The sequence below is a fragment of the Frondihabitans sp. Leaf304 genome (assembly GCF_001423105.1).
Lineage (GTDB): Bacteria > Actinomycetota > Actinomycetes > Actinomycetales > Microbacteriaceae > Frondihabitans.
Window position 1 is genome coordinate 416,729 of record NZ_LMNV01000005.1, and the last position, 18,740, is coordinate 435,468.

The following is an 18,740-nucleotide window of genomic DNA, read 5'->3' on the forward strand; positions in this document are numbered from 1 at the left end:
CGAGATCGCAGTAGCGGTCGGGTGGTGGCGACAACTAGTGCGATCTCGGCGCGGGCGTGAAGCGTCGCGCGGTGGGAGTGCCGCACTGCGGTGGTGCCGGCCGGGGCGCCAAGGCAGCGGTCGCGAGATGCCCCGACCTCCGGGATTACCGACGGCTGGCGGGAGATCGGGCCATCTCGCGGGCCGGGTGACGACGCCCGGGCGCCGAGATCGCAGTAATGGTCGGGTGAGGGCGACCCCAAGTGCGATCTCGGCGGCCTCGGCAGCCCACCGACCGGGGCCGAGCTCATGCCCGGCCCGCACCAGGGCGGACGCAAAACGGGCCGCCCTCCGTGAGGAGAGCGGCCCGTGTGCTGAGGCAGAAGCTAGTTGTTGCCGCGCAGGATCGCGAGCATGCGCAGGATCTCGGTGTACAGCCACACGATCGTGACGACGAGGCCGAAAGCGGCCTGCCATCCGAAGACGCGCGGGACACCCCGCTCGACGCCAACCTTGATCTGCGTGAAGTCCATCACGAGCGAGTAGGCGGCGAGGAGCACGACGATGATGCCGATCCAGAAGCCGAGCGGAATGCCGAGGAACTCGATGCTGCGGAGGCCGAACTGACCCGAGGTCACGCCGGTGAGCTGCAGAACGAAGCTGATCAACGAGAAGGCCAGGTAGCCGAGCATGGCGACGAGGAAGATCTGGGTAGCGCGCTTCGACTCACGGACCCTGCCCGACTTGAAGAGGGCCAGCGTCACCGCGAACACACCGAGCGTGCCAAGGATGGCCTGGACGACGATGCCGTCGTAAGCGGCTTCGAAATAGCTCGAGAGCCCACCGACGAGAAGACCCTCGAAGCCGGCGTAAGCCAGGACGAGCGCGCCCGACGGGCGCTTCTTGAAGATGTTGACGAAGGCGAGGACCAATCCGACGATTCCGCCGACGACGGCGAGAGCGGGAACGAACCAGCCGATCGCGGCACCGACGAGGAGCACAGCGAAGGCGCCGACGGTCTTGGCGACGACGTCTTCGTACGTCATCCGGTCGGTGTCGACCGGCGTGGCGCTCGGCTTGCTGTACAGGTCGTTGAGCTGCTCGGCAGTCATGCCGCCGTTCACGACCGGCTGCTGACCAGCCTTGCCCTGAGCCGACTGCGCGGCCTGCCAGTTCACCAGGTCGTTGCTGTTGTTCGAAAAGGCCGGCGACTGACTGAAGCCGGGATTCGAGTGAGCCAATTGGTCCTCCAGGGGATCCGCGTCGGCGATGGTTGGTGGGGTCGGCCGACACTGCTTTTGTTGAACTCGAGTCTACGTGTCTGCTGTACGGCACGTGCTGAGAATTCACCTGATGAGAGGCGGTTTCGCCACGGGAGAACGTGCAGGGCGTGCACGTTTGCACCCGACTGAGAGCGGGGTGGGGAGAGGGTCGTGAGCCAGGCTGTCGGATCCTGCGGTTACCGTGTTCTCGTGACCCTCGAACCCCTCGTCATCGCCCATCGCGGAGCCAGCGGCCACCGCCCCGAGCACGGCGCCGACGCGTATCAGCTGGCCATCGAGCTCGGAGCCGACGCCATCGAGCCCGATATCGTCGCGTCGAAAGACGGCGTGCTGGTGCTGCGGCACGAGAACGAGATCTCGGGAACGACCGACGTCGCCGAGCACCCCGACTTCGAAGATCGCCGCACGACCAAAGAGGTCGACGGCCAGCAGGTCACCGGCTGGTTCACTGAAGACTTCACCTGGCCCGAGCTGCAGCGCCTGCGCATCCGGGAGCGATTGCCGCTGCTGCGACCCGAGAGTGCGGGCCACGACGGCGAGGGCAGGATCCTGCGGTTCCGCGATCTGCTCGACCTCCTCGACGCAGACGAGGCCGTCGAGGCCGCCGTCTCGCTCGTCGCCGAGGTGAAGCACGCCACCTACTTCACCTCGATCGGGCTTCCACTCGGCGAGCTGGTTGCGACGGAACTGGCCGAGACCGGCTGGATCGACGACCCCCGGCTGACGGTGGAGAGCTTCGAGCGGGGCGTCCTCGACGACTTGCGCGGGCGCGGTGTCGGAGGGCGCTTCGTCTACCTGCTCGAGGCGGCGGGCGCGGCGTTCGACCTGGTGGCGCGCGATGGAGCGGCGGCGACGACGTACGCCGAACAGCTGACTGCGGAGGGCATGGCCGCCCTGAACCGCGACGAAGGTCTCGACGGGGTCAGCGTGCCCAAGGGCCTGCTGCTCGGTGAGGGCGGTCGTGGCGACGCGACCCTGGTCGAGCGAGCGCACGGGCTCGGGCTTGAGGCTTTCACCTGGACCCTGCGACCCGAGAACGCGTTCCTCGCGAAGCCGAACCGCATTGGGTCGACAAAGGCCGATCACGGCGATTGGCGCACCGAATTCCACGAGATCGCCGCGACCGGCGTCGACGGGGTCTTCACCGACTTTCCCGAGCTGCTGCTGGAGGTTCTTCCGAGGGTGTCGGCCAACAGCTGAGACGCACGCCGCGGGTGGCGGTGTCGGTGGGCGGCCGTAGGCTTGGGGGATCATGACGATCGTCCTCGAGCCCTTCGACAGCACCGGCGGCATGCCGAACGATCGGCTGACCGCCGGCCTGAATCCGCAGCAGAAAGAAGCGGTTGAATACCGCGGCCAGTCGCTGCTGATCGTGGCGGGCGCCGGCTCCGGCAAGACGAGCGTGCTCACCCGACGCATCGCGGGGTTCCTCGACTCACGTGAGGCCTGGCCCAGCCAGATCCTCGCCATCACCTTCACCAACAAGGCAGCCGCCGAGATGCGTGAGCGCGTCGCTCAGCTCGTCGGGCAGTCGGCCGAGGGGATGTGGATCTCGACGTTCCACTCGGCGTGCGTGCGCATTCTGCGGCGCGAGGCCGAACAGTTCGGCTTCACCAAGAGCTTCACGATCTACGACAGCGCCGATTCGAGGGCGCTGCTCAAGCGAATCCTGAAAGAGCTCGACGCCGACTCACTCGGGTTCACGGTGAGCCAGGCCTCCGGCAAGATCTCCAAGCTCAAGAACGAGCTCAGCGACGTCGAGACCTACTCCCGCCAGATCAACATGGGCGACCCGCAGGAGGTCATGTTCCTCGAGATCTTCCGGCAGTACACCCGCGAGCTCCAGCGCGCCAACGCCTTCGACTTCGACGACCTCATTGCCCAGACGGTCTACCTGTTCCGCGCGTTCCCGCACGTGGCGGCGGTCTATCAGCGACGGTTCCGGCACATCCTGGTCGACGAGTACCAAGACACCAACCACGCGCAGTATGCCCTGATCCGAGAGCTCACGCGCCCGGTCGAGACACCCCTCGTCGAAGAGCTCGAGCGCGGCGGCCAATACGTCGCCTCGCTGAAAGACGGCAGCGGGCGGATCCCGGGCGCATCGCTCACGGTCGTCGGCGACTCCGACCAGTCGATCTACGCGTTCCGTGGCGCCGATATCCGCAACATCACCGAGTTCGAGCACGACTTCCCGAACTCGAAGGTGATTCTGCTCGAGCAGAATTACCGCTCGACGCAGAACATCCTCGACGCGGCGAACGCCGTCATCTCGAACAACTTCGACCGCCAGGCGAAGAGCCTCTTCACGACAGTGGGGTCGGGCGACAAGATCGTCGGGTTCACGGGCTACACCGGGCACGACGAGGCGCAGTTCGTCGCCGACGAGATCGCGTCCCTGCACGAGGCCGGCATGGCGTACAAAGACGTGGCCGTCTTCTACCGCACCAACTCGCAGACGCGAGCCCTCGAAGAGATCTTCATCCGCTCCGCCATCCCGTACCGCGTGCTCGGCGGCACGAAGTTCTACGAGCGCGCCGAGATCAAAGACGCGATGGCATACCTGATCGCCGTGGCGAACCCGGCAGACCCTATGGCACTCCGGCGGATCATGAACACGCCGAAGCGCGGCATCGGTCCGGCGACCGAGACGGCGTTGCAGCGGTATGCCGACACCAACGAGGTGGGCCTGCGCGGCGCAATGCGCAACGCCGCGGCTCTCGGCCTGGGGCCAAAGGTGACCGGTGCGATCACCGGCCTGGCTCAGCTGCTCGACGACGTGACAGCCACCGCGGCGACCGCTCTGGTCTCAGAGATCCTCACGGCGCTGATCGAGGGCAGCGGGCTCGTGGCCGCTCTCCGCGCGTCGCGCGATCCTCAAGACGAGGCCCGCGCCGAGAACATCGATGAGCTCGTCGCCGTCACCCGCGAGTTCCAGAAGAACAACCCCGACGGGGTCCTCCTCGACTTCCTCACCGAGGTCACGCTCGTCGCAGCGGCCGACGACCTCGACGACACCAGCGGCACGGTGTCGCTGATGACGCTCCACACGGCGAAGGGGCTGGAATACGAGGCGGTGTTCCTCACCGGCGTCGAAGAAGACCTACTGCCGCACCGCATGTCGGCGTCGGAGCCGGGCGGGCCCGCCGAAGAACGACGGTTGTTCTACGTCGGCATCACGCGGGCGCGTCAGAAGCTGTTCCTGTCGCTCGCGATGACGCGGGCGCAGTTCGGTGAAGTCAACGTCGCGATGCCCTCGCGCTACCTGCAGGAGATCCCCGTCGAGCTGATCGACTGGAAGCAATCGCCCGGCATGGCCAACAGCCGCGGGGGCACCGAACCGCGCGCGCTCAATGCCCGCCGCGATAGCGGCTTCACCGATCGCGGTTTCGGTGGTGCTCCTCGAGCCGGTGGACTACGCGGCGGCGGCGGTATGGGCGGCGGCAGCTACGACCGGGCGGCAGCCGCGGCCAAGACGAAGCCCAAGACCGAATGGGCCAACCGGGTCACCGGCACCGTGCGCGACAACGGCGACCTCGAGCTCGCGGCCGACGACCGCATCTCCCACGTCGACTTCGGCGAGGGCCGGGTCGTCGCCGTCACCGGCATCGGTCCGCGACGCATCGCCGAGGTGCAGTTCGACACCGCGGGCCGAAAGAAGCTGCTGATCAAGGTCGCGCCGATCGAAAAGATCTAGGCGGGCTGCCGGGCTGCCGGCTGCCGGGTGGGTCCGGCTGCCGGGTAGCGGGGCTGCCGGGTGGGTCCGGCTGCCGGGTAGCAGCGCTGCCGGGTGGGTGCGGCTGCCAGGCAGCGGCGCTGCCGGGTGGTCCGGCCGGATCGTAGGCGCGGCACGAGAGTGACCAAAACGGCACTCACCGAGCTGGCAAGCACCGTTTTGGGCACTCTCGTTGGGGGCCGGCTAGACGGTGTCGTCGAGCGGGGGCGCGGCGGATCCTGGAGTCGATGCAGGTTCGCGCCGAGCTCGGAGGCGGCGGGAGACCACACCGGCGAGAACTGCCAGCAGGCCGAGTCCGAGGCTGCTCCCGGCGGCGATCGCGATGGGCCTGAGAGGCCCGGACCCGGTGAAGGCGAGCAGGCGCGGAGGCCGGGGCTCGTCAGGTGCGGGAGGCACGGGCGTAGTCGTCGGAGGAGTGCTCGCCGAGGGGGTCGGTGGCGTCGTTTGCTGGGGCGTCGGCGGGGTTGTGGGCGGGACGGATGGGGTCGGCGTCGGGGTCGGCACGTCGGGTTTCGACACGACGAACCGCTCGCTCGCGTGAGCGGTGAGATCGGCGAAGGGGGCGACCGCCTGCGCGGAGCCGATCGGCTTCGACCCCTCGGAGAGGAAGACCCAGACGTAGTGCCCCGGCTTTCGGGTCTCGACGCAGGGTGATTCGTACTCGCCGTCCCCCATCACGACGGTCTCGACTCGGCCTGCGACGGGAAAATCGTCGAGGGTCTTGTCGGGCCCGAAGTCGTGGCCGTCGGCTGGCGCATCGGCGAAGGGGCCGAGAAGGACGGATTCGACGACGACATCGCCCGCGTCGGAGGGGAACCCGGTTGCAACGAGACGATCGGGCGTGCATTCGCCGGGAACGACCTCGTCGTGCTCCACCGACGTGGTGATCGACGGGAGCGGGGACGGGGGTTTCGGTGGCGAGAACGTCACCTCGGTCGCGGACGCGAACGGCGACTTCCAGGCCTTCACTCGGGAGCGACCCTGAGCGACGGGGGTGTCTTTCGGGTCGATGGTCTCGACCCAGACGAAGTAGCCCTCCGACGGGAGCGTGCAGGGTTTCGTCCGGTAGGTACCCGGCCCCGTTTTCACGACCGTCGCAATGCGGCAGACCTCGGGGGCCTTCGCCGGCCACGCAGACGACGTCGCCGGTTTTTTCGCGAACGGCCCGAGGAGTCTGCTGCGGATCGTCACAGGGACGGGATGCGAGGTGCCGGAGACCCGGTAGACGCCCCACTTCGACAGCAGACCGGCGCCCGGTCGGACCGACAGCTTCAGCTCGTCGGTGATGGCTGCGCCGGCCGCAGCCCGGGCCATGCTCGTCGACGTTGTGACGCGCGGCTGGAACGGACGGGGCGACACGGCCTCGACCGTCTCGGTCGTGGTCGCAGTGCCGGTGGGTGCGGTGTCGAAGAGCAATCGCTGGGATCCGGCGGCGCTCGAGCCGACCGTGATCACGGCGCGGTAGGGAAGGTCGGAGAACGACGCGGTGGCGCTGACGTGGTTGATCGGCGTCGTACCGGTCGCGCGGAACGACTGATTGCGACCGTTACGCAGGGCCTTGGTCGACGAACCGTCGGCGAAGGCACCTCCACGGAGGGTGATCGAGCCGGCGAATGCACCCGCTGCCACCGTCGTGCCTCCGCCCGATTCGAGCCGGGCGCTGAGATCGGCGCGCACTCGCCCCGCCCCCGTGCCATCCAGGGTCAGGCTCACATCGGCCGTGACCCCGTTCGTCGCCTGCGCAGCAGCCCTGGCGCTGAACGTAGCCGCCTTCTTCAGCACCGCATCGCGCTTCTCGTTGGCCCGGCCGGCGTAGTACTCGAGGGTGTGCCCGTCGAGACCGGTGATCGACCAGACCGAGAGCTGGGCCGCCGCCGCCGTCACCGGATCGGTGGTGCCCGACCAGGTGCGCGCGATGTACGCGAGGCGGGCTATCTCGGTCGAGGTCAGGCCCAGCCCTGTCGCCGAGGAACTCAGGTCGTAGTCGTTGCCCACCGGCGACGATCTGCCGACCTCGAGGCAGAACGCCGACCGCCCGTCGGCGAGGCGGTACGTGCCGAGCCAGGAGACCCCGTCGCCGTCCCACAGGAATCCGCGACCGTGCCCGGTCGACTGGAGGGCGGAGGCGGGAGGCGGCGGAGCGAACAGCAGACAGGTGGCCAACAGAGCCAGGAGGGCGAGCAGGATCCGCCGTGGCCGGGTCGAGCCCGCGCGCGGCGGTGGGAGAGGGGGAGACGTTCGTCGATTCATGCCGATGACCCTCTCGGATCCTCGGCCGGCTTCGCCGCCGCTTTCCACAGGGGTGCTCCAGAAACCACGAAGACCCCCTCTGTGGAGAGGGGGTCTTCAGGTGTGGACGATCAGTTGTCGGCGTCGTCGCTGAGGTCGATGTCGTCGCCGGCGAGGTCGTTCTCGGCGTACTCCGGCTCGCCCTCGGAGGGTGCGCCGCCCGTCGGCCCGTCGTTGCCTTCACCGATGCCGGGCTCGACGGTTTCGCCCGCCACGGCATCGTTCGTGACGATCTGCTCCGACTCGGCGAACGATTCGTCGGGGTCGCTCGCGTCGGTGAATGGTGCGTCGCTCATGTCAGGAGTCCAATCCGAGTTGCTGCATCAGGGTCGCCTGGTCGGTGGCGCCCCAGCGCTCGACGATCAGGCCTTCGTCGTTGAACTTACCGACCTGGATGCCTCGCACCTGGAAGCTCTTGCCGGTCGGCTCGTTGCCCTCGAACGGACCGGTGTGGGTGCCCGAGATCGTGAAGACCGCGGTGACGTACTCGTCGTCGGCGACCAGCGTCTCTACCTTGAGGTCGACGTCCGGAAAAGCCTCGAAGAACGAGGACCAGAACTCCTGGATGCCGGCAAGGCCCGCGGGCGCACCGGGAACCGGGTCGTGGTCGACGACGTCGGCATGGAATCCCTCGCCGAGGCGTGACACCTCACGGGCGGTGAGGATCTCGCCGAGCTTCTCTTGCGTCTTGACGTTCGTGTCTTTAGCCATGACTCCGGTCTACGCCGCGGGGTACGGGCCGCTCTGCGGGCGCTCCCAGGGGAACGGACCTGTGGACAGAGCCAGAAGCGTGTTGGGGGTGCGCGCTAGGCTGATGGACGGCCCATAGTCTCGATGTCGAGAGAGTTCGAGACGCCCTTCCCGCCGGTTATCCAGGCTGGAATGAGGAACGACACCGTGTGGTGAGACGCAGTGATGCGGATTGGAAGAACAGCGTGGATCTTTTCGAGTACCAGGCCAGAGACCTCTTCGAGGCCTACGGCGTGCCCGTCCTCCCCGGCATCATCGCCGATACTCCCGCCGAGGTGCGGGCTGCGGCGGAGAAGATCGGCGGCGTGACCGTGGTGAAGGCCCAGGTCAAGGTAGGCGGCCGAGGCAAGGCCGGCGGCGTCAAGGTCGCGAAGACAGCGGTTGATGCCGAGGCCGCTGCTGAAGCGATTCTAGGGCTCGACATCAAGGGCCACACGGTCAAGCGCGTCATGGTCGCGGGCGGGGCCCAGATCAAGCAGGAGTTCTACTTCTCCGTGCTCCTCGACCGGGCCAACCGTTCGTACCTCTCGCTCTGCAGCGTCGAGGGCGGCATGGAGATCGAGGAGCTCGCCGTCGAGCGTCCCGAAGCTCTCGCGCGAGTCGAGGTCGACCCGCTGACGGGCATCGACCTGGCGAAGGCCACCGAAATCGCCAAGGCGGGGGGATTCCCCGACGACCTGATCGAGAAGGTCGCGCCGGTGCTCGTGAAGCTCTACGACGTCTACAAGGGCGAAGACGCCTCTCTGGTCGAGGTCAACCCGCTCGTACTCACCGAGCAGGGCGACATCGTGGCACTCGACGGCAAGGTCTCGATCGACGAGAATGCCGACTTCCGTCACCCCGGCCACGCGTCCCTCGAAGACGCGGAGGCCGCCGACCCGCTCGAGGCCAAGGCCAAGGCTGCTGGTCTCAACTACGTCAAACTCGACGGCCAGGTCGGGATCATCGGCAACGGCGCGGGTCTCGTCATGTCGACCCTCGACGTCGTCGCCTACGCCGGAGAGAAGCATGGCGGGGTCAAGCCGGCCAACTTCCTCGACATCGGCGGCGGAGCGAGCGCCGAGGTCATGGCGAACGGCCTCGACGTCATCCTGGGCGACGAGCAGGTCAAGAGCGTCTTCGTCAACGTCTTCGGCGGCATCACGGCGTGCGACGCCGTCGCCAACGGAATCGTCGCCGCGCTCGGCATTCTGGGCGACGCCGCGACGAAGCCCCTGGTCGTGCGTCTCGACGGCAACAACGTCGACGAGGGCCGAAAGATCTTGGCCGAAGCCGCTCACCCCCTCGTCACCGTCGTTGCGACCATGGACGAAGCTGCCGACAAAGCCGCCGAGCTGGCCTTCGCCGCTGCCGACGAGAAGTAAAGGATCAGAACAATGTCGATCTTCCTCACAAAAGACTCCAAGGTCATCGTCCAGGGCATCACCGGCGGCGAGGGCACCAAGCACACCGCTCTCATGCTGAAGGCCGGCACGCAGGTCGTGGGCGGCGTCAACGCCCGCAAGGCCGGCACCACCGTCTCGCACGGCGACGTCACGCTGCCCGTGTTCGGCACCGTTACCGAGGCAATCGAGACGACCGGCGCCGACGTGTCGATCGTCTTCGTTCCGCCGGCGTTCGCGAAAGACGCCGTCATCGAGGCCATCGAAGCGGGCATCCCGCTCGTCGTCGTCATCACCGAGGGCATCCCGGCGCAAGACGCCGCCGAGTTCTGGGCGCTCGCCAAGTCGAAGGGCGGCGCGACCCGCATCATCGGCCCGAACTGCCCCGGCATCATCACGCCCGGCGAGTCGCTCGTCGGCATCACCCCCAACAACATCACCGGCAAGGGTCCGATCGGCCTCGTGTCGAAGTCGGGCACGCTCACCTACCAGATGATGTTCGAGCTCCGCGATCTCGGCTTCTCGACTGCGATCGGCATCGGCGGCGACCCCGTCATCGGCACGACGCACATCGACGCGCTCGCCGCGTTCGAGGCCGACCCCGAGACGAAGGCGATCGTGATGATCGGCGAGATCGGCGGCGACGCCGAAGAGCGCGCTGCCGACTACATCAAGGCGAACGTCACGAAGCCGGTCGTCGGCTACGTGGCCGGATTCACCGCTCCCGAGGGAAAGACCATGGGCCACGCCGGTGCCATCGTCTCCGGGTCGGCCGGCACGGCGCAGGCCAAGAAGGAGGCCCTCGAGGCCGCCGGCGTCAAGGTCGGCAAGACGCCCAGCGAGACTGCTGCGCTGCTGCGCGAGGTCTACAGCTCGCTCTGACGCCGCTTTCGGGTCTGGTGCCGCGTTTCGGGCCTGGCGCCGTTGTTCGGGCCCGGCACTGCGTTTCGGGCCTGGCACTGCATTTCGGTGTTGGCACTGCATTTCGGTGGCACGACCGCCCATCGGCGGTGTCGGTGCCGAATTCCGGTGTCCCGGGCTGCTGCTTGCTTACTGAAGGGCCGCTCCGCTTTCGGCGGGGCGGCCCTTCGGCGTCGGTGGCCCCCGGTACAGTCATGGCCGTATGAATCGCCCTCTCACCGCCGTCTTCGCCGCGCTCGAGTCTCTGCTCGTCGTGGGCATCGGCGTGGGCATCCCCGTGGTGTCGCTCACCTTCCTCTGGGCCTTCCAGTACGGGCTCCAGATCGACTGGGTCGTCTTCTGGCAGGCCGGCGTCGACGTCTGGCTGGTGGGCCACGGGGCCGATCTCACCCTGACGCTGTCGAAATCGGCTGCGGCGGCGACCGGCATCAGCGGCGCGGGTGCTCCGATCGTCATCTCGATAGCGGCTCTGGGTTTTGCGCTCACCACCGTGCTGCTCGGTGCGCGTGCGGGCCGGCGAATCGCCGAGACGAGCCATCGCGCGATCGGCTCCGGCGTCGCCGTTCTCGCGTTCGCCCTCGCCTCGGCCATCGTGACAGCCACGGCCAGCCGTCCCGGCGCGACAGTCTCCCTCGCGCAGGGCATCGTCCTGCCCACGCTCGTCTTCGCCATTCCCCTGCTCGCGGCGGCCGAGGTCAACCGGCGTCGCCGCGACGCGACACCCGACCCGCTCACGGCCCTCCTTCTGCGCGGGGTAGAAGCCATCCCGTCACTCGGTCGATCAATCGGCCTGGTGTCGCTTCGCGCGGGCGCCGCCGTCGCGGTCATCGTCTTCGCCGTCGCCGGAGCGATCCTCGCACTCCTCCTACTCACGAACTACGCGTCGATCATCTCGCTGTACGAGGGCGCACACGCCGGGGTGCTCGGCGGACTCGCTCTCACGATCGGCCAGATTGCCCTGGTGCCCAACGCCGTCGCCTGGGTCGCGTCGTGGCTGATCGGCCCGGGCTTCGCACTCGGCGAAGGATCCTCGGTCTCGCCGCTCGGCACCACCCTCGGCCCGATGCCGGCCGTGCCGTTCCTCGGCGCCCTGCCGACGTCGACCCCGGCTTTCGCGTTCGTCGGCCTCCTCGTTCCCGTCGTTGCCTCGTTCGTTGTCGTCACGTTGATGCGCGGCCGCATCGAGCGGGCCCTGGGCGCCCGCGACTCCCTGCTCTTCCGCGCCGTCGTCGGCGTCTCGACGGGCGTCGTCGCCGGTCTGATCATCGGCGGGGTGGCCGGCGTCTCGGCCGGCTCCGCCGGCCCGGGGCGGCTTGCGTCGGTGGGGCCCGACGCCTGGGTCGTGGGGCTGTTCGCTGCACTGGAGGTCGGCATCCCGGCCGTTCTCGCCCTCGTGGTGAAGTCGGGGGCCGAGGCGATCGGCGACCTCGCGCAGGTGGTGGGCGAGAGGCTGCCGGAGCGTGCGTCCGCTGCTCGCGACAAGCCGAAGTCGGAGTCAGCTGTGTCGGATCCTGATCGCTCGCGTAGTGCCGGTGACCGTGACGCCGGTGACACTGGTGGGCCTCGCGCGCCCGAGACAGCCGACGGGCTGCCGAGCCTCGACACGGTGCTGCCGCGCGACAAGCGCTCGTCCGACAGCCGCTCGTCCGACACGCGCTCGCCCGACGACGTTCCGACCGAGCGCCTCGACGGGTTCACCCGCTGACGCCCACGATGCAGACTCGACACCATGGTGGGCCTTGGTGTGCTGACCGCATATCGGGCCGACTGGTGGGCCCGCTTCCGAGCAGCTTTCCCGGGCCGGATAGCCCTGTGGACAACGGCCCGGGCAGCTCTAGACCGCACGCTAGGCTTGCCGGGTGCTAAGGCTCGTCGTGCTCATCTCCGGCGGGGGCTCCAATCTCCGGGCCCTCCTCGAAGCCGCGAGCGACGTCGAATATCCGGCCCGGGTCGTCGCCGTCGGGGCCGACCGTGCGGCCGACGGTTTCGACCACGCCGAGGCATTCGGCATCGCCACGTTCTCGGTGCCGTTCACGAGTTTTCCCGACCGTGAGGCCTGGGGCGACGAGCTGCTCGACCAGATTCGGCAGTGGCAGCCCGACCTCGTGGTGCTCAGCGGTTTTATGCGGCTCGTGCCGCCCCGAGTCGTCGAGGCGTTCAGCCCGAGGTTGATCAACACGCACCCCGCCTACCTGCCCGAGTTTCCCGGCGCGCATGGGGTCCGTGATGCGATCGCGGCCGGAGTGAGCCAGACCGGGGCGAGCGTCATCGTCGTCGACAACGGCGTCGACTCGGGCCCCATCCTGTCGCAGGAGCGCATTCCCGTGCACCCCGGCGACACCGAAGACACGCTCCACGACCGCATCAAGGTCGTCGAGCGCCGGTTGCTCGTTCAGAGCATCCTCGACATCGCCAACGGAACAATCGACCTGACGGAGAAGACTCCCGCATGAGCGGCCACGCAATCGACCCCAGCCTTTACCGCGACCGCGACGCCATCGAGATCGCGCGCGCGCTGATCTCCGTGAGCGACAAGACCGGGCTGGTCGAACTCGCGACGGCCCTCGCGAAGGCGGGCGTCGAGATCGTGTCGACGGGTTCGACCGCGCAGACAATCCGCGACGCCGGGTTCGCGGTCACCGACGTGAGTGCCGTGACCGACTTCCCTGAGTCCCTCGATGGCCGCGTCAAGACGCTGCACCCGGCCATCCACGCCGGCGTGCTCGCCGACCTGCGACTCGAGACGCACGAAGACCAGCTCCGCGACCTCGACATCAAGCCGTTCCAGCTTGTCGTGGTCAACCTTTACCCGTTCGTCGAGACGGTGGCGTCGGGCGCTGATGCCCCGACCGTGATCGAGAACATCGACATCGGCGGCCCGGCGCTCGTTCGGGCGGCGGCGAAGAACCATGCCAACGTAGCGATCGCCGTCTCACCGGCGTCGTACCCCCAGATCACGAAGGCGCTCACCCTCGGCGGCACGACTCTCGCCCAGAGGCAGCGTCTCGCGGGCGAGGCCTTCGCCCACACCGCCTCCTACGATACCGCGGTCGCGGCGTATTTCGCGGCGAGTGTCGGGGTGCGGGCCGAGCACGATGCCGGCACGGATGCCCCAGCGGCGGCGGCAGGATCCTCGGCCACGTTCGAAACGACCTTCGCCGTCTCGGCCGAACTGGAGCACACCCTCCGCTACGGCGAGAACTCGCACCAGGCAGCCGCGCTGTACGCCGAGACGGACGGAACCGGCATCGCCCAAGCGACCCAGCTGCACGGCAAAGAGATGTCGTACAACAACTTCGTCGACGCCGACGCGGCGGTGCGGGCGGCATACGACTTCGACCGTCCGGCCGTCGCCATCATCAAGCACGCCAACCCGTGCGGGATCGCCGTCGGAGGTCTCGATGAGGCTGACCCCATCGCCGACGCGCACGCCCGCGCGCACGCCTGCGACCCCCTGTCGGCCTTCGGGGGAGTGATCGCGGCGAACCGCACCGTCACCGTCGCCATGGCCGAGACGGTCAAAGACATCTTCACCGAGGTCATCGTCGCACCGGGCTTCGAGCCGGAGGCGCTGGCGATCCTGACGGCGAAGAAGAACATCCGCCTGCTGCAGCTGCCCGACGGGTTCGCCCTCGCCGACCGCGAGTACAAGCAGATCTCGGGCGGCGTGCTCGTGCAAGACAGTGACCGTTTCACGGGCTTCTCGTCGTCGGGCTGGAGCTTGGTGGCGGGCGAGGAGGTCGACGAGGCCACGCGTGCCGACCTCGAGTTCGCCTGGATCGCGTCGCGGTCGGTCAAATCGAATGCGATCCTGCTGGCGTCCGGCGGCGCCTCGGTCGGCGTCGGCATGGGGCAGGTCAACCGGGTCGACTCGTGCCACCTCGCCGTAAAGCGGGCTGGCGATCGCGCTCAGGGCTCCGTAGCTGCTTCCGACGCGTTCTTCCCGTTCGCCGACGGGCTCGAGGTGCTTCTCGCCGCGGGCGTTCGCGCCGTGGTGCAGCCGGGCGGGTCTATCCGCGACAACGAGGTCATCGCCGCCGCGCAGGCCGCCGGTGTTTCGATGTACTTTACCGCAGAGCGTCACTTCTTCCACTAAGCAGGGCGTCTTCTAGGCGAGTCCTCTCCGCCGATTTTGGGCTCTCCTGCCGGAGCGCGGCGTCGGGCCCGAATTCGAAGGAGAAACACGAGCGCGCCGACGACTTCATGCCGATCGGGCGGGGTCGGCCGGGCGTTTCTCCTTCGAATTCGGCGGCAGCGCGAGAACCGAACTTTTCATTGCGGTTTACGTCGGCGTCGGTTTATCCTGTAAGGCTGCTTGCAGTCACCTTCGAAGTGGCGGCATGAAGCCACGTGACTATATGCAGAAGCGAATGCCTCGGGAGGACACAATGACGAAGACAGCCCACACCTCGTTCCGGACGGTGGCTATCAGCGCCGCCTCTTCCCCGCGCGCTCGCCGACACTCTGCCTCGGCCGCCTGACCAGCGATCGCCTCCGCAGCACCATCCGCGCCCGCGTGGCGCCGTTCACGTGACCTCCTTCACGGTCACGCCCATCACATCGCAACTTTCAGGATCGCCGCGTCGACCCTGCCCCACGACTTGGATCCTTCATGTCTCAGCATCCCCCTCCCACGAACACGAACACGAACACGAACACGAACACGAACACGAAAACGAACACGAACAAGAGCACCGGCAACACCACGAGCACCGACACGGCCGACCGCCTCTCGACGTTCGGCACGCTCAAGCGCCTCTATCCCTTCGTCAAGCCCGCCTTCCCCCGCATCGTCCTCGGCATGGTGGCCGCGCTTCTGGCCTCCGTCGTCGCCCTGCTGATCCCGTTCGTGCTCCAGCAGCTCGTCGACGGACCGCTGTCGAGCGGTGATTCACGGCAGGTGTGGCCGGCGTTCTGGATCGTCCTCGGGCTCGGCGTCGTCGAGGCGGTCATGATCATGGGCCGTCGCTGGCTGGTGCTCACGCCGAGCACGCACGTCGAGACGAGCATGCGCAACGGCCTCTACAAGAAGCTCCAAGACCTGCCCGTGGCCTTCCACGACCGGTGGCAGAGCGGCCAGTTGCTCAGCCGTTCGGTCAGCGACCTCAGCCTCATCCGCCGGTGGCTCGCGTTCGGAATCGTTCTGCTGATCGTCAACTTCTTGACGATCGTCGTCGGCTTCGTGGTGCTGTTCTTCTACAGCTGGCTGCTCGGCCTGATCTTCGTGGTCGCGTCGATTCCGATTTGGGTCGTCGGCCTGCGGTTCGAGAACCGCTACTCGGTCATCGCGCGACGGAGCCAAGACCAGGTCGGCGACCTCGCGACGAGCGTCGAAGAGTCGGTGCACGGCATCCGGGTGCTCAAGGCGTTCGGTCGCGGCAAGCATTCGCTGCGCGACTTCGCGAAGCGTGCCGAAGAGCTGCGCGGAACCGAGATCGAGAAGTCGAAGGCGATCGCACAACTGTGGCTGTGGCTGCTGCTCGTGCCCGACGTGGCGTTCGCGCTGTGTCTGCTGGCGGGCATCTGGCTGGCCTCCGAAGGTCAGTTGACGGTCGGCGAGCTCTTCGCGTTCTTCGCTACGGCGACCGTGCTGCGCTTTCCGGTCGAGTCGATCGGGTTCCTCCTGTCGATGACGTTCGATACCCGCACAGCGGTCGACCGCTTCTTCGAGGTGCTCGACAGCGTCAACACGGTGACCGACCCGGTCGAGCCGAAGACGATAACGAACCCCCGCGGTCACCTCGAGTTCCGGGCGACGCACTTCCGCTACCAAGACAGCCCGGCGCAGTTCGCCGACCTCGTCGACGGCGTCGATCTCGAGCTCCAGCCGGGTGAGACGATGGCCCTGGTCGGGCTCACAGGATCCGGCAAGACCACGCTCCTGGCTCTCGTGCCGCGCCTGTACGACGTCACCGGCGGCGAAGTGCTGCTCGACGGTGTCGACGTGCGCGATCTGACGCGCGAAGAGCTCCGCCGCCACATCGGCATGGCCTTCGAAGACGCGACGCTGTTCAGCACCACGGTGCGCGACAACGTGCTGCTCGGACGACCCGACCTGTCGGGCGACGAGGCCGATCGGGTGATGCGCGAGGCCCTCGACATCGCTCAGGCCGGGTTCGTGCACGATCTGCCGGAGGGCGTCGACACGACTGTCGGCGAAGAGGGGCTCAGCCTTTCGGGAGGCCAGCGCCAGCGGCTCGCCCTGGCCCGGGCCATCGCGGCGCGGCCGTCGGTGCTGGTGCTCGACGACCCGTTGTCGGCGCTCGACGTCGACACCGAGGCCCGCGTCGAGGCGGGGCTCCGGAGGGTTCTCTCCGAGACGACCTCGCTGATCGTGGCGCACCGCCCGTCGACCGTGAACCTCGCGGATCGCGTGGCGCTCCTCGAAAACGGACGCGTCACCGCGGTCGGCCGGCACTCCGACCTGATCGCCACCAACGACCACTACCGCTATGTGATCTCGTCGCTCGACGACGACGATCGGACCACCCGAGAGGACGTGCTGGCGTGAGCACCACTGCAAGCACCCAGGGCGTCAAGGGCGAAGAGCGCAACGACTTCACGCGCGACGAGAGCAGGCGACTGCAGTTGCGTTCGCGGCGTCTCCTCGGATCCTTGTTGTCCCCTTTAAAGCGCAGGATCCTCGTCACCGCGATCATCGTGGTGCTCTCGACCGCTGCCCAGGTCGCCGGGCCCACCCTCATCGCATACGGCATCGACAACGCGCTGCCGGCGCTGCTCGACGATCAGAACTGGGCTCCGACCTTCGTCGTGGTCGGCCTGTATCTGGTGACCGGCATCATCGGCGCCGTCATGATGGCGCAGTACACGGTGCTCTTCGCCCGGATCAGCCAGAGCGTGCTGTTCGACCTGCGCAAGCGGCTCTTCTTGCACACGCAGCGACTCAGCCTGGAGTTCCACGAGAGCTACACGTCGGGTCGGATCATCTCGCGCCAGACGAGCGACCTCGACTCGATCCGCGAGCTGTTCGACTCGGGTATCAACCAGCTGGTGCAGGGTCTGCTGTACATGGTCTTCACGGCCATCGCGCTCGTCAGTCTCGATGCTCCGTCGGGGTTGATCCTCGGGGTGGCGCTGATTCCGCTGTTCGCCCTCACCCGGTGGTTCCAGGTGCGGTCGCAGCGACTGTTCCGTGCCACCCGCACGACCAGTGCGCGCGTGATCGTGCACTTCGTCGAGACGATGACGGGCATTCGCGCCGTGCAGGCGTTCCGCAAGGAGAAGCGCAACGAAGACACCTACGGCGAGTACGTCGAGAGCTACCGGCAGGCCAACGCGAAGGTCTTCCGCCTGTTCGGAACGTTCGACCCCGGCCTCGTGATGATCGGCAACGCGACCCTCGCCGCGGTCGTGCTGTTCGGCGGGTTCCGCGTCATCGACGGTTCGCTCGAGATCGGCGCGCTGCTGGCCGTCGCCCTCTACGCGAAACGCTTCTTCGATCCGGCCGAGGAGCTGGCGATGTTCTACAACGGCTACCAGTCGGCGTCGGCCGCGCTCGAGAAGATCTCGGGCGTGCTCGAGGAGGAGCCGAGTGTGCCCGATCCGGTGCGCCCGACCGACCTCTACGACGCGAAGGGCGCCGTCGACTTCGACGATGTCGAGTTCGCGTACAACAGCGACGCGGTCGTGCTTCCCGAGTTCGACCTGCACGTGCCGGCCGGCCAGACCATCGCCCTCGTCGGATCGACCGGCGCCGGCAAGTCGACACTCGCGAAGCTGATCGCGCGCTTCTACGACCCGTCGCGCGGCAGCATTCGACTCGACGGCGTCGACCTGCGCAACCTGCACCCGAAAGACCTGCGCCGGGCGATCGTCATGGTCACCCAGGAGGCGTATCTCTTCTCGGGATCCGTCGCCGACAACATCGCGCTCGGCAAGCCCGACGCGACGCGCGAGGAGATCGAGCGGTCGGCGCGGGCGGTCGGCGCGCACGAGTTCATCATGGCGCTGCCGGACGGCTACGACACCGACGTGAACAAGCGCGGCGGTCGTGTCTCAGCGGGTCAGCGTCAGCTGCTCTCGTTCGCGCGGGCGTTCATCGCCGACCCGGCGGTGCTGATTCTCGACGAGGCGACGGCGTCGCTCGACATCCCGTCGGAGCGGCTCGTGCAAGAGGCGCTGCAGACGCTGCTGAGCGACCGAACAGCGCTGATCATCGCGCACCGGCTCTCGACGGTCGCGATCGCCGACCGGGTGCTCGTGATGGAGTACGGACGCATCGTCGAAGACGGCACGCCCGATGACCTCATCGCTGGGACGGGCCGGTTCGCGCAGTTGCACGCGGCGTGGCGGGAGTCGCTGGTCTGAGCGCCGACACCACGTTTCGGGCAGGGCACCGTCTTTCGGCGGTGCTTGGCCCGAAACATGGTGCCACGAGCG

General features: G+C 67.8%; 13 protein-coding genes. 9 read left to right on the top strand and 4 right to left on the bottom strand.

Going from position 1 to position 18,740, the window contains the following annotated elements:
* Nucleotides 1-365 precede the first annotated feature (365 nt).
* The gene (locus ASF54_RS15480; RefSeq protein WP_055965103.1) at nt 366-1,220 is read right to left on the bottom strand and encodes a Bax inhibitor-1/YccA family protein; all 855 of its coding nucleotides are present in this window, start codon (nt 1,218-1,220) and stop codon (nt 366-368) included.
* Between the two features lie 231 nt (nt 1,221-1,451).
* On the opposite strand from ASF54_RS15480, the gene ASF54_RS15485 reads away from it, so the two are divergent.
* Both ASF54_RS15485 and ASF54_RS15490 read left to right on the top strand, forming a co-directional pair.
* Nucleotides 1,452-2,462, top strand: coding sequence for a glycerophosphodiester phosphodiesterase family protein (locus ASF54_RS15485; protein ID WP_055965484.1), 1,011 nt, complete (start codon nt 1,452-1,454; stop codon nt 2,460-2,462).
* 52 nt (nt 2,463-2,514) lie between these two features.
* Nucleotides 2,515-4,959 (top strand): ATP-dependent helicase, encoded by a 2,445-nt coding sequence (locus ASF54_RS15490; protein ID WP_055965106.1) that lies wholly within the window; start codon nt 2,515-2,517, stop codon nt 4,957-4,959.
* 222 nt (nt 4,960-5,181) lie between these two features.
* On the opposite strand, the gene ASF54_RS15495 is transcribed toward ASF54_RS15490, so the two are convergent.
* From ASF54_RS15495 to ASF54_RS15505, 3 genes are all read right to left on the bottom strand, one after another.
* On the bottom strand, nt 5,182-7,248 hold the full coding sequence (locus tag ASF54_RS15495) for a hypothetical protein (protein WP_157510228.1): 2,067 nt from the start codon (nt 7,246-7,248) through the stop codon (nt 5,182-5,184).
* Between the two features lie 110 nt (nt 7,249-7,358).
* Nucleotides 7,359-7,583 carry a hypothetical protein gene (locus ASF54_RS15500; RefSeq protein WP_055965113.1) on the bottom strand — a complete coding sequence of 75 codons (225 nt, stop codon included), beginning with the start codon at nt 7,581-7,583 and terminating at the stop codon, nt 7,359-7,361.
* 1 nt (nt 7,584) lies between these two features.
* On the bottom strand, nt 7,585-7,998 hold the full coding sequence (locus ASF54_RS15505; RefSeq protein ID WP_055965115.1) for an ester cyclase: 414 nt from the start codon (nt 7,996-7,998) through the stop codon (nt 7,585-7,587).
* A gap of 224 nt (nt 7,999-8,222) precedes the next feature.
* Between ASF54_RS15505 and sucC the strand changes: the two genes are divergently transcribed.
* From sucC to ASF54_RS15540, 7 genes are all read left to right on the top strand, one after another.
* Entirely contained in the window at nt 8,223-9,401 is a 1,179-nt protein-coding gene (gene sucC, locus ASF54_RS15510; RefSeq protein ID WP_055965118.1) for an ADP-forming succinate--CoA ligase subunit beta, read from the top strand.
* Between the two features lie 12 nt (nt 9,402-9,413).
* Nucleotides 9,414-10,301: a succinate--CoA ligase subunit alpha gene (sucD, locus tag ASF54_RS15515; RefSeq protein WP_055965120.1), complete on the top strand. Its 888-nt coding sequence runs from the start codon at nt 9,414-9,416 to the stop codon at nt 10,299-10,301.
* Nucleotides 10,302-10,542: 241 nt separating this feature from the next.
* Nucleotides 10,543-12,045 carry a cell division protein PerM gene (locus tag ASF54_RS15520; RefSeq protein WP_200919635.1) on the top strand — a complete coding sequence of 501 codons (1,503 nt, stop codon included), beginning with the start codon at nt 10,543-10,545 and terminating at the stop codon, nt 12,043-12,045.
* 154 nt (nt 12,046-12,199) lie between these two features.
* Complete coding sequence (gene purN, locus ASF54_RS15525) at nt 12,200-12,793, top strand: phosphoribosylglycinamide formyltransferase (protein ID WP_055965123.1); 594 nt, start codon at nt 12,200-12,202, stop codon at nt 12,791-12,793.
* Nucleotides 12,790-14,436: a bifunctional phosphoribosylaminoimidazolecarboxamide formyltransferase/IMP cyclohydrolase gene (gene purH / locus ASF54_RS15530; RefSeq protein ID WP_055965127.1), complete on the top strand. Its 1,647-nt coding sequence runs from the start codon at nt 12,790-12,792 to the stop codon at nt 14,434-14,436. The genes purN and purH overlap by 4 nt, the downstream gene beginning before the upstream one ends.
* Nucleotides 14,437-14,952: 516 nt before the next feature.
* Nucleotides 14,953-16,851: an ABC transporter ATP-binding protein gene (locus ASF54_RS15535; protein WP_055965130.1), complete on the top strand. Its 1,899-nt coding sequence runs from the start codon at nt 14,953-14,955 to the stop codon at nt 16,849-16,851.
* Nucleotides 16,848-18,668, top strand: a complete 1,821-nt coding sequence (locus ASF54_RS15540) for an ABC transporter ATP-binding protein (RefSeq protein WP_055965133.1) — start codon at nt 16,848-16,850, stop codon at nt 18,666-18,668. The genes ASF54_RS15535 and ASF54_RS15540 overlap by 4 nt, the downstream gene beginning before the upstream one ends.
* The last annotated feature ends 72 nt before the right edge of the window (nt 18,669-18,740 follow it).